11 protein-coding genes and 1 riboswitch are annotated in these 10,911 nt (G+C 70.5%); of the genes, 5 read left to right on the top strand and 6 right to left on the bottom strand.

What is annotated here, in order from left to right; all coding sequences use genetic code 11:
• Nucleotides 1–9: 9 nt before the first annotated feature.
• Both ABE487_RS09605 and ABE487_RS09610 read right to left on the bottom strand, forming a co-directional pair.
• Nucleotides 10–1,614: a peptide chain release factor 3 gene (locus ABE487_RS09605; RefSeq protein WP_346445093.1), complete on the bottom strand. Its 1,605-nt coding sequence runs from the start codon at nucleotides 1,612–1,614 to the stop codon at nucleotides 10–12.
• A 71-nt stretch (nucleotides 1,615–1,685) separates the two neighbouring features.
• Entirely contained in the window at nucleotides 1,686–2,426 is a 741-nt protein-coding gene (locus tag ABE487_RS09610; RefSeq protein WP_346451178.1) for a M23 family metallopeptidase, read from the bottom strand.
• A 364-nt stretch (nucleotides 2,427–2,790) separates the two neighbouring features.
• Nucleotides 2,791–2,919: riboswitch (SAM riboswitch) on the top strand.
• Nucleotides 2,920–3,015: 96 nt separating this feature from the next.
• Between ABE487_RS09610 and ABE487_RS09615 the strand changes: the two genes are divergently transcribed.
• The 4 genes from ABE487_RS09615 to ABE487_RS09630 all read left to right on the top strand — a co-directional run bounded on the left by ABE487_RS09615 (nucleotide 3,016) and on the right by ABE487_RS09630 (nucleotide 7,265).
• A complete protein-coding gene (locus ABE487_RS09615; protein WP_346451180.1) occupies nucleotides 3,016–4,074 on the top strand; it encodes a homoserine O-succinyltransferase in 1,059 nt (352 codons plus the stop codon).
• The gene (locus tag ABE487_RS09620) at nucleotides 4,071–5,306 is read left to right on the top strand and encodes an O-succinylhomoserine (thiol)-lyase (protein WP_346451181.1); all 1,236 of its coding nucleotides are present in this window, start codon (nucleotides 4,071–4,073) and stop codon (nucleotides 5,304–5,306) included. Before ABE487_RS09615 ends, ABE487_RS09620 begins: the two co-directional genes overlap by 4 nt.
• Nucleotides 5,303–6,391, top strand: coding sequence for a homoserine dehydrogenase (locus tag ABE487_RS09625; protein WP_346451183.1), 1,089 nt, complete (start codon nucleotides 5,303–5,305; stop codon nucleotides 6,389–6,391). The genes ABE487_RS09620 and ABE487_RS09625 overlap by 4 nt, the downstream gene beginning before the upstream one ends.
• Nucleotides 6,392–6,530: 139 nt before the next feature.
• On the top strand, nucleotides 6,531–7,265 hold the full coding sequence (locus ABE487_RS09630; RefSeq protein WP_346445098.1) for a DUF1521 domain-containing protein: 735 nt from the start codon (nucleotides 6,531–6,533) through the stop codon (nucleotides 7,263–7,265).
• Nucleotides 7,266–7,346: 81 nt separating this feature from the next.
• Here ABE487_RS09630 and ABE487_RS09635 read toward each other — a convergent pair whose 3' ends face one another.
• Entirely contained in the window at nucleotides 7,347–8,729 is a 1,383-nt protein-coding gene (locus ABE487_RS09635; protein ID WP_346445099.1) for an L-serine ammonia-lyase, read from the bottom strand.
• A gap of 49 nt (nucleotides 8,730–8,778) precedes the next feature.
• Here ABE487_RS09635 and ABE487_RS09640 point away from each other — a divergent pair, with 49 nt between their 5' ends.
• On the top strand, nucleotides 8,779–9,012 hold the full coding sequence (locus tag ABE487_RS09640) for a glutaredoxin family protein (RefSeq protein ID WP_346451184.1): 234 nt from the start codon (nucleotides 8,779–8,781) through the stop codon (nucleotides 9,010–9,012).
• Between the two features lie 17 nt (nucleotides 9,013–9,029).
• Here ABE487_RS09640 and ABE487_RS09645 read toward each other — a convergent pair whose 3' ends face one another.
• Genes ABE487_RS09645 through ABE487_RS09655 form a run of 3 tightly spaced genes read right to left on the bottom strand, consistent with a single transcriptional unit; the run spans nucleotide 9,030 to nucleotide 10,834 of the window.
• Nucleotides 9,030–9,590: a YceI family protein gene (locus ABE487_RS09645; protein WP_346451186.1), complete on the bottom strand. Its 561-nt coding sequence runs from the start codon at nucleotides 9,588–9,590 to the stop codon at nucleotides 9,030–9,032.
• Between the two features lie 3 nt (nucleotides 9,591–9,593).
• On the bottom strand, nucleotides 9,594–10,172 hold the full coding sequence (locus ABE487_RS09650; protein WP_346451187.1) for a cytochrome b: 579 nt from the start codon (nucleotides 10,170–10,172) through the stop codon (nucleotides 9,594–9,596).
• Complete coding sequence (locus tag ABE487_RS09655; RefSeq protein ID WP_346446881.1) at nucleotides 10,169–10,834, bottom strand: YceI family protein; 666 nt, start codon at nucleotides 10,832–10,834, stop codon at nucleotides 10,169–10,171. Before ABE487_RS09655 ends, ABE487_RS09650 begins: the two co-directional genes overlap by 4 nt.
• Nucleotides 10,835–10,911 lie beyond the last annotated feature (77 nt).

Below are 10,911 nucleotides of genomic sequence, written 5' to 3' on the forward strand. Positions count from 1 at the left end.
AGCCGGCCGTCAGACGGCCGGCATCGCGTGCGCATGCTCGCGCGTGGCCAGGAACTCGACACCCGGTGCGCGCTCTTCGGCCAGTTGCAGGTTCACCCGGGTCGGCGCCAGATAGACCAATTGGTCGGCCGCGTCGATCGCGAGATTGCCTGCGTGCTTGTCGCGGAAGTCCTCGAGCGTCTTGGGGTCCGCGCAGCGGATCCAGCGCGCAGTCGAGACCTGCACCTGCTCGAAGATCGCGTCCACGCCGTACTCGTCCTTGAGCCGGTAGGCGACCACGTCGAACTGCAGCACGCCGACCGCGCCCAGGATCAGGTCGTTGCTCATCAGCGGCTTGAAGAACTGGGTCGCGCCTTCCTCGCTGAGCTGCGCCAGGCCCTTCTGCAACTGCTTGAGCTTGAGCGGGTCACGCAGGCGCGCACGGCGGAACAGCTCGGGCGCGAAGTTGGGGATGCCGGTGAAGGCGATCGGTTCGCCTTCGGTGAACGTGTCGCCGATCGAGATCGTGCCGTGGTTGTGGATGCCGATCACATCGCCCGGATAGGCCTCGGCGGCGATTTCGCGGTCGCTGGCCATGAACGTCAGCGCATTGGCGAGCTTGAGCTCCTTGCCGCTGCGCGCGTGGAAGGCCTTCATGCCGGCGGCGAACCGACCCGAGCACACGCGCATGAACGCGACCCGGTCGCGGTGCTGCGGGTCCATGTTGGCCTGGATCTTGAACACGAAGCCGGTTAGCTTGTCTTCCTGCGGCGCCACCGTACGCGTGGTGGTCGGCCGCGGTTGCGGCGGCGGTGCGTGTTCGACGAAGAAATCGAGCAGCGGCTGCACACCGAAGTTGTTGACGCCCGAGCCGAAGAACACCGGCGTCTGCCGCCCGGCGCGATAGGCCGCAAGGTCGAACGGATGGCTGGCGCCCTGCACCAGCTCCAGTTCGTCGCGCAGGTCGGCCAGCATCGCCTCGCCGATCCGCGCGGCCAGGCCGGGCGCGTCCAGCGACGGGAAGATCGTCGAGTCCTGGCGGGTGAAGTTGCGTCCCTGCTCGTAGAGGTGCACCTCGCCGGTGAGCAGGTGCACGACGCCCTTCAGGCGCTGGCCCATGCCGATCGGCCAGGTCACCGGGGCGCACTGGATGCCGAGCACCCGCTCGACCTCGTCGAGCAGGTCGACCGGGTCCTTGCCCTCGCGGTCGAGCTTGTTGATGAAGGTCATGATCGGTGTGTCGCGCATGCGGCACACCTCCATCAGCTTGATCGTGCGCTCCTCGACGCCCTTGGCGACGTCGATGACCATCAAGGCCGAATCGACCGCGGTCAACACGCGATAGGTGTCTTCGCCGAAGTCGGCGTGGCCGGGCGTGTCGAGCAGATTGACGATGCGGCCCTCGTAGGGGAACTGCATCACCGAACTGGTGACCGAGATGCCGCGCTCCTTCTCCAGCGCCATCCAGTCGGATGTCGCATGGCGGGCGGCCTTGCGCCCTTTGACCGAGCCGGCCATCTGGATCGCACCGCCGAACAGCAGCAGTTTCTCGGTGAGGGTGGTCTTGCCGGCGTCGGGATGCGAGATGATCGCGAAGGTACGGCGGCGGGCGGCTTCGGTGGCGACGTCGGGCATGCAGGCGGCGCACGCGCGCGCGTGCGGTCTCGAGGCTTCAGGGAGCCGGCGATTATACGCGGCGGGTCGGTTCAGTCCGGTGGAGGCGCGGAGAAGCGCAGGATTCCGCCGGGGCCGAACATGCGGAACGGCAGCGATTCCAGGCGCAGGCCGCGGTTGGCCTGGACCGCGAAATGCAGGTGCGGGCCGGTGCTGGCGCCGGTGTCGCCGGAAAAGCCGAGGATCTGGCCGCGGCGCACGCGCTCGCCCGGCGCGACGATTACGCCGCCGCGCTGCAGGTGCGCGTACAGCGCCATCGTGCCGTCGTCGTGCAGCACCCGCACGAAGTTCGCGCGGGCCGGGTCGTCGTGCGCCGTGCCGATGCGCGTATTGCCCCCGATCGCGACCTCGGTCTGCATGACGGCGCCGTCGCGCGCGGCCAGGACCGGCGTGCCTGCGTCGACCGCGAAATCCACGGCGTAGGCGTGCTCGGGGGCGCGATGGCTGAAGCCACCGCCGAAGCCCTGGGCGACCCGCAGCGGGGCGCCGCGCAGCGGGTAGCCGTACTCGACATCGCGCGGGCGCGCGCCGGGATGGCCGGGCACGGCGGTGAGTGCGAGAGTGACCGCACTGTCGGCGGCATCGGGCAGCCAGGCCACGAGCGTGCGGCCATACGCCGGGACGGTCGCCCGGGCCGGCAGCGGCGGATCGCTGCCCGGCGTCGCGCCGTCGGCGGTCAGCAGCACTTCCACCGGGCCGGCCAGGGTGTTCTCCGCGACGATGCCCACGCGCCTGCCAACGGGCTGCCGCTGCAGCCGGACAACTGGCGGCACGGCGGTTCCCGGCGACCACTGGGTGGGCGCGGGCGGCGATGCCGGCCATGCGCCACTGGACGGCGTCTGGGCCGAAACGACGGCCGGTGGCAGCGCAAGCGCCAGGCCCGCAAGGCCGCTGGCGAGCGCGGCACCGACTCTCGGGCCGCGGGGGCTCGCGCGCCGGGCCTGACCGGGAGGAGGGAAGCGGCGCATGCACTCGATTATGCCGGGCCATCGCCCGTCGGCTATTGGCCTGGTGTTCCTGGGCGCCGGCGGCATCGGTGGCGCAGCGGCCGATCCGCGGCATCGCTCCGTACAAATTCCATCTCTGCATCCGGATGAAGCGATTGACATCGTGAGTGGACGCTGGCAACCTGCGCGACATCCATCGAGACCGGCGGAGGGACAGGCCCTTTGATGCCGGGGCAACCTGATGGGATCCGCGCGCTGCGCGGGCCCCGTCGCGGTGCCAAGTCCTGCGGGGACCTGTGCGTCCACCGGAAGATGGTCGTGTGTCGCTTCGACATCGAGGCAACGCATCCGCCGAGTCGGCGGCTTCCGGCATCCCCCGCAAGACGCGATGGTCCGTTCCCACCTGGACATCGCCATGAGTCTTGTCGACACCGCGCCCCGCTATTTCGATGCCGGTCCCGATCCGGCCTTCTTGCCCACGTCGCCGCCCTCCAACGCCGCGACCGAAGACCGCGCCGTGCGCGGCCGCATCGATATCGCGCTGCCGATGCGCCACGCTGGGCTGCGCCACGTCGGCCTGCGCTACGAACTGCGCGGCAGGCCAGGTGCGCCGGTGGTGTTCGTGGCCGGCGGGATCTCCGCGCATCGCCATGTCGCCTCGAGCGCTTCGTATTCCGAGCCGGGCTGGTCCGAGACGCTGGTCGGGAAGGGACGTGCGCTCGACCCGGCGCGTGCGCAGGTGCTGGCCTTCGATTTCATCGGCGCCGACGGCGCGCTCGATGCGCCGATCGACACCACCGACCAGGCCGATGCGATCGCTGCGCTGCTCGACGCGCTCGACATCCCGGTGCTGCACGCCTTTGTCGGCTATTCCTACGGTGCGCTGGTCGGACTGCAGTTCGCGGTGCGCCACGGCGGCCGGCTGCAGCGGCTGGTCGCGGTCAGCGGCGCGCACCGCGCCCATCCCTATGCCGCCGCGTGGCGTGCGCTGCAGCGCCAGACCGTCGCGCTGGGGCAGTTGCAGTGCGCCGACGCGCAAGGCCTGTCGCTGGCCCGGCAGTTCGCGATGCTCAGCTACCGCACGCCCGAGGAGTTCGCCGAGCGCTTCGACGCTGCGCCCGAGGTCGTCAACGGCCGCGTGCGCGTGGCGGCCGAGGACTATCTCGACGCCGCCGGTGCGCGCTACGTCGCTCGCACACCGGTCGCCGCGTGGCTGCGGTTGTCCGAATCGATCGACCTGCATCGGATCGAGCCGGCGCAGATCCGAGTGCCGACGACCGTCGTCGCGGTCGAGGGTGACCGGCTGGTACCGCTGGCCGACGCGGTGACGCTGCTCGAGGGCCTTGGCCCGCACGGCCGGCTGCGCGTGCTGCGCTCGCCCTATGGCCATGACGCCTTCCTCAAGGAAACCGATCGCATCGACGCCATCCTGGCCGTCGCCCTGCGCGACACCGACCACGGAGATCCCGCATGAGCATCCAGAGCCCGTCCTTCGATCCGGCCGCGTGCCGCCCCGGCACACGCGCGGTGCGCGCCGGCATCGACCGCGATCCGGCCTACGGCGCGGTGACACCGCCGATCGTGCTGTCGAGCAACTTCAGCTTCGAGGGCTTCGAGCGCAAGCGCGAGTACGACTACACGCGCAGCGGCAACCCCACCCGCGACCTGCTCGGCGAGGCGCTGGCCGCGCTCGAGGGCGGCGCCGGCGCGGTGGTCACACCGACCGGCATGGCCGCGATCACGCTGGTGCTCAATACGCTGTTGCAGCCCGGTGACCGGCTGGTGGTGCCGCACGACGCCTACGGCGGCAGCTGGCGGCTGTTCGATGCGCTGGCACGCAAGGGGCATTTCGAACTGGTCACCGCCGATCTCACCGACCCGCGCGCGCTGGCCGATGCGCTGGCCCGCGGGCCGAAGCTGGTGCTGATCGAGACGCCCTCCAATCCCTTGCTGCGCATCACCGACCTGCGTTTCGTCATCGAGGCCGCGCAGCGCGCCGGTGCGCTGACCGTGGTCGACAACACCTTCCTGTCGCCGGCGCTGCAGCGGCCGATCGCGTTCGGCGCCGACGTGGTGCTGCATTCGACCACCAAGTACATCAACGGGCACAGCGACGTCGTCGGCGGCGCGGTGGTCGCGCGCGATGCCGAGGTGCACGCGCAACTGGCGTGGTGGGCGAATGCGCTGGGCATCACCGGCTCGCCGTTCGACAGCTTCCTGACCCTGCGCGGGCTGCGCACGCTCGATGCGCGGCTGCGCGTGCACCAGGAGAACACCGCCGGCATCGTCGACTTGCTGGACGCGCATCCGACGGTGGCGAAGGTGCACTACCCGGGCTTGGCCTCGCATCCCGGGCACGCGGTCGCCGCGCGCCAGCAGTCGGGATTCGGCGCGATGCTGTCGTTCGAATTGTCGGGTCCCGATCCGCGCGCGGCGGTGCGCGCGTTCGTCGACGGTCTGCAGTACTTCACGCTGGCCGAGTCGCTGGGCGGCGTCGAGAGCCTGGTCGCGCATCCGGCGACGATGACCCATGCCGCGATGAGCGCGCAGGCGCGCGAGGCGGCCGGCATTTCCGAGGGCCTGTTGCGGCTGTCGGTCGGCATCGAGGCGCTCGACGATCTGCTCGCCGACTTGCAGGCAGCGCTGGCGCGCGCGGCCAAGGTCGCCGGCCAGGCGCCGGCGATCCGCGCCGGAGCCGACGCATGAGCACGGTCGTGGCCCTGCGCCGTGCGCGCCGGACGCAGCCGCAGCCCGCCCGGCTCGCATTGCTGGGCACCGGCACCGTCGGCAGTGCCTTCGTCGCGCGCTATCAGCGGCTGGCCGCGCAGGGCGTGGCGCTGCCGGCCGTGGCGCGGATCTGCAATTCGCGCACGCAGATCGCCTGCGGCGACGATCCGGTGGCGGTGCTCGAACAGGCGCGCACCGCGGCGAGTCGGCGCAACGGCTTTCCGCCCTGGGCCGAGGGTGAGAGCCCGCGGCCGGGCGATATCGTCGTCGATGCGACTGCCAGCGAGACCGTCGCCGACTGGCATCCCGAGTGGCTGGCGCGCGGCGTGCACGTGGTCACCGCCAACAAGCTCGGCACCGGCGGCGAGCTCGGCCGGGCGCAGGCGATTGCCGAGGCGGTCGGCAGTGAAGGCGGCGGCCGCTACGGCGACAGTGCCACGGTCGGCGCGGGGCTGCCGTTGCTGCGCAGCCTGCGCGCGCTGGTCGCCGGCGGCGACCGCATCCACGCGGTCGAGGGGGTGCTGTCGGGGTCGCTGGCCTGGTTGTTCGCCCGGTTCGACGGTAGCCGCCCGTTTTCGACGTGGGTGCAGGAGGCCCGCGCCGCCGGCTTCACCGAGCCCGATCCGCGCATCGATCTGTCGGGCGAGGACGTGCGCCGCAAGCTGCTGATTCTCGCGAGGGCGTCGGGCCTGCCGCTGTCCGCGCACCAGGTGGCGGTCGAATCGCTGGTGCCGCCGGCGTTGGCCCGATGCGCTGCCGCAGCGCTCGATGACGGCTTCGCCGAGCTCGATGCCGCGCTCGAGGCGCGCTGGACCGCCGCGTCCGCTGAAGGGCTGCGGCTGTGCGTGGTGGGGCGTTTCGATGCGGTTGGCGGTGCCAGCGTCGGCCTGCGTGCGCTGCCCGCACTGCACCCCCTGTGCGCAGGCGGCGGGACCGACAACCGTGTGGCGATCCACAGCGACCGCTACCGCGAACAGCCACTGGTGATCCAGGGCCCGGGCGCTGGCGCGGAGGTCACCGCGGCCGCGCTGCTCGACGATGTCCTGGCCTGCACGCGGCGCTGACCCGCGACAAGGGTGGGGCAAGCCCTAGATGGGGTTGGCCCGGATGGCGGCAGGCTGAACGGCGCGCTGGAATGGCGTCATTCAGTTTCCATGTCGATCACAGGGGTATCCCATCATGTCCAATCCATCCTCCTTGAGCATGTCCGTCTCGTTGAGCGTCAGCGGCCAGTTGCCGTCGACGCAGAGCTCGGCCAGCACCCAGCGCACCGCCGACGGCCGTGTGCAGTTCGAGAACGACAACTACCGCATCACCGCCGGCGACAACGACGAGGTGGTGGTGTTCAACAAGAACACGGGTGAGAACTACCGGATCTGGGGCGATCCCCACGTCGAGATCGACGGCAAGCACGCCTTCGATTTCTGGGGCCAGACCACCTTCCTGCTCGACGACGGGACCAAGGTCACGATCGAGACCACGCCGTGGGAGCAGGGCGGCAATGGCGCGACAGTGGCCTCGGTGGTGACGATCACCGACGGCGACTACGGCGTGCAGATCTCCGGCGTCGACAGCAACACCTACGGCGACCTGTCGTTCCAGGAATTCGCCGGCGGCGGCCGGCTGCTCGATGCCGCCGTGCGCGACGGCAACGTGCTGCTGGAGAACGAGAACGGCAGTGGCTTCATCGCCGTCGACCAGAACGGCAACATCCAGAACGTCGACCAGGCCTTCATCAATGCCACCGACGAGCTGAAGAACGGCGGCCCGAACTTCCTGGCCCATTTTGCCGAGATCTTCTCGTTCTTCACCGGCCTGATGTCGATCGGTTTCAACGGCGGCCTGGCACTGGGCAGCGACAACCCCGACCGTGCGCCCGAGCCGAACGCCCAGCCGGTGCCGTGGCAGTTCAGCCTGACGCTGTCGATCCGCGCCTGATCCACGCGTCTCCCAAAACGGCGTGCCGCGACCGCGGCGCGCCGTTTCCGTTTGCGGTAGGCGAGGCGCCGCGCAGGCGGCTCAGCACTCGATGACGTTCACCGCCAGACCGCCGCGCGAGGTTTCCTTGTACTTGTCGCGCATGTCGCGGCCGGTCTCGCGCATCGTGCGGATGACCTTGTCCAGGCTGACCTTGTGCTTGCCGTCGCCGCGGAAGGCCATGCGCGAGGCGTTGATCGCCTTCACCGCCCCCATCGCATTGCGCTCGATGCACGGAATCTGCACCAGGCCGCCGATCGGATCGCAGGTCAGGCCCAGGTTGTGTTCCATGCCGATCTCGGCGGCGTTCTCGATCTGGCTCGGCGTGCCGCCCAGCGCCGCGGTCAGTCCGGCGGCCGCCATCGAGCAGGCCACGCCGACCTCGCCCTGGCAGCCGACTTCGGCGCCGGAGATCGAGGCGTTCTCCTTGTAGAGGATGCCCACCGCGGCCGCGGTCAGCAGGAAGTCGAACACGCCCTGCTCATTGGCATTGGGGATGAAGCGGTCGTAGTAGTGCAGCACCGCCGGCAGGATGCCGGCCGCACCGTTGGTCGGCGCGGTGACCACGCGCCCGCCCGCGGCGTTCTCCTCGTTGACCGCGAGCGCATAGAGATTGACCCAGTCGAGTACGGTCAGCGGGTCGCGCATCGCCGCTTCGGGCTTGGCGGCGAGCTCGGCATGCAGCGCCGGCGCGCGGCGGGTGACGTGCAGCCCCCCTGGCAGGGTGCCGCCCTCGCGGATGCCGCGCGCGACACACGACTGCATCGCCGCCCACAGTTCGCGCAGGCCATCGAGGATCTCGGTCTCGCTGCGCCAGACCTTTTCGTTCTCCAGCATCAGCCGGGCGATGCCCAGACCGCTGTCCTGCGCCTGGCGGATCAGCTCGTCGCCGCTGGCGAACGGGTAGGGCACCTGGGTGGTGTCGGCGACGATGCGGTCTTCGGCCGCCTCGTCCTGGTTGACGACGAAGCCGCCGCCGACCGAGTAGTAATCGCGCGTGGCGATCACCGCATCGTCGGCGCCGTAGGCGGTGAAGCGCATGCCGTTGGTGTGGAACGGCAGCTTCTGGCGCTTGTTCATCACCAGATCGCGCTTCTCGTCGAAGTCGATCTCGTGGGTGCCGCCCAGCCGCAGCCGGCGTTCGCCGCGGATGCGTGCCAGCGCATCGGGGATGATGTCCGGGTCGATGCGGTTGGGCATGTGCCCTTCCAGCCCCATCATCAGCGCCTTGTCGGTGCCGTGGCCGCGGCCGGTCAGCGCCAGCGAGCCGAAGACCTCCGCGCGCACGCGCACGACCTCGTGCAGGCGGCCGGGCTCGGTGAGCCAGCGCGCGACGAAGCGGGCACCGGCGCGCATCGGCCCGACGGTGTGCGAGGAACTCGGCCCGATGCCGATCTTGTAGAGGTCGAAGGTGCTGACGGCCATCGCGCTATTCTACGGCCCGCTTCCCGTTTTATGCCTGACGCGACGCCGCATGACGACCCCGGCCCTGATCCTGTACCAGCGCGACGACTGTCATCTGTGCGATCTCGCGCTCGAGGTGCTGGCGCAGGCGCGCGCGCCTGCGTTCGACAGCGTCTTCATCGATGACGACGACGCGCTTGAGACGCGCTACGGCACCCGGGTGCCCGTACTGCACGATGCCACGCGCGGCGTCGAACTGGACTGGCCGTTCGACGCCGACGCGGTGCGGCGGACGCTGGCCTGACGGCGGGCGGCGCGACGTCAGTTCGCAGGCTTGAGGTAGACCCGGGTGGCGACCGCGATTTCGTCGGGGATCGTGCCGGTGTCGGCCCATTCGCCGCCGCCGACGCCGAAATCCAGGCGACGCACGGTCGCCCGGCCCGAGAGCAGCGGGCGCGGGCCCGGGGTCCAGGTGAAGGTCAGCGTGACCGGCTTGCGCACGCCGCGCAGCGCGAGCTCGCCGTCGGCGGCGTATCGGCCGTTGCCCAGGTCGCGGAACCGGGTCGCGGTGTAGGTCGCCTGGGCGAAGCGGGCGGCATCGAAGAACGACGCGCCGCGCATTTCGCCGTCGTAGTCGTCGTTGCGGGTGGTCGCGGTCGCGATCGGGATCGTCACGTCAAGCTTGGCGCCGGTCAGGTCGGCCGGATCGAACGCGAGCGTCGTGCGAAAGTCGGGGAACGTGCCGGTGAACACCTCGCCCTGGTACTTGCCGGCGAAGGCCAACGACGAGCCGGCGGCCTGCACGTAATCGGCGGCGGAGGCGGAGAGCGGCATCGCGACGGCGAGCGCGGCCGCGAACAGGAAGCGGGGAGCGAGGGGCATCGGTCAGTCCTGGGGTGAGGGTGGGGAGGCAGAGCGTAACCAGCCACGCGGCAGCATCCGCGCCAGCGTGGCATCGCGCAGGAACAGGTGGTGATACAGCGCGGCTGCCGCATGCAGCAGCGCCAATGCCACCAGCGTCCAGAACAGCAGCTCGTGCGCCTGGCCGGCCAGGCCGCGTAAGTCCCGGCTGCGCGCGACCAGCGCCGGCAGGTTGAACAGGCCGAACCACTGCAGCGGGTAGCCGGCGGCCGAATTGAACGTCCAGCCGCTGAGCGGGATCGCCAGCAGCAGCGCGTACAGCAGCCAATGCGTGAGCGTGGCGAGGCGGTCCTGCCAGCGCGGGGTGCCGGGGACCGGGCGTGGCGCGCCGGCGAACAGCCGCCAGGCCAGCCGCAGTGCCGCGAGTGCGAGGATCGTCAGGCCCAGCGATTTGTGCAGCGCATAGACCTGGACCTTGGTCGGGCTGGGCCGCATGTCGCCCATCGTCAGGCCGATGATGCCGACCGCCAGGATCAGCACCACGACGGTCCAATGCAGCAGTTGACTGACCGCGCCCCAGCGCTCGACATTCTTCAGGGTCATGGGGTGTCGTCTCCAGGCGAGTGGGTGCCCGCCGCGGCGTCGTCCGCATCCGCGTCGGCATCGTCGCGGCCCGCGCCCCGCTCGCGCACTGCTTCGAGTTCGATGCGCAGGCCGACCGTGTCGCCGATCATCGACGGCCAGGCGTCGATCCCGAAGTCCGCCCGCGACAGCTGTGCGGTCGCCGAGAATCCGACCATGCGTCGGAACGGCGGCATCGGGTGGCGACGTGCGGCGTTGAACGTCGCATCGAGCGCGACCTCGCGGGACACGCCGCGCAACGTCAGCGTGCCGTGGACGATGGCATGCGTGGCATCGCGCGGCTCGATGCGGCTGGAGACGAACGTGGCGGACGGATGCTGCTCGGTGTCGAGCAGATTGCGCGCACGGACGGCGCGGTTCCAGCGGTCGTCGCCGAAGTCGACGCGCTCGAGCGGCACCGAGACCTCGACCCGCGCGCTCGACCAGTCCGCAGGATCGAAGATCAGCGTGCCCTGGCTGCCCGACACCGTGCCGATCGCCTTCGACAGGCCGGCGTGTTCGATGTCGAGCATCACCCGGGTGTGCACCGGGTCGAGCGCGTACTGCACCGGTCGCGCGGCCGCTGGGGCGCAGCTCAGCGCCAGCAGCAGGCAGGGGACAAACAGGCGCCGCGGCAGTCGCATCGTCTCAGGCTCCGGTCGCCGCGGGCGGCATGCGTGGATTCTAGGCACGAATCGCACGGTCGCGCAGCTGCGGCGCC

This window comes from Luteimonas sp. TWI596 (assembly GCF_039674105.1).
In the GTDB taxonomy this organism is placed as follows: Bacteria; Pseudomonadota; Gammaproteobacteria; order Xanthomonadales; family Xanthomonadaceae; genus Luteimonas.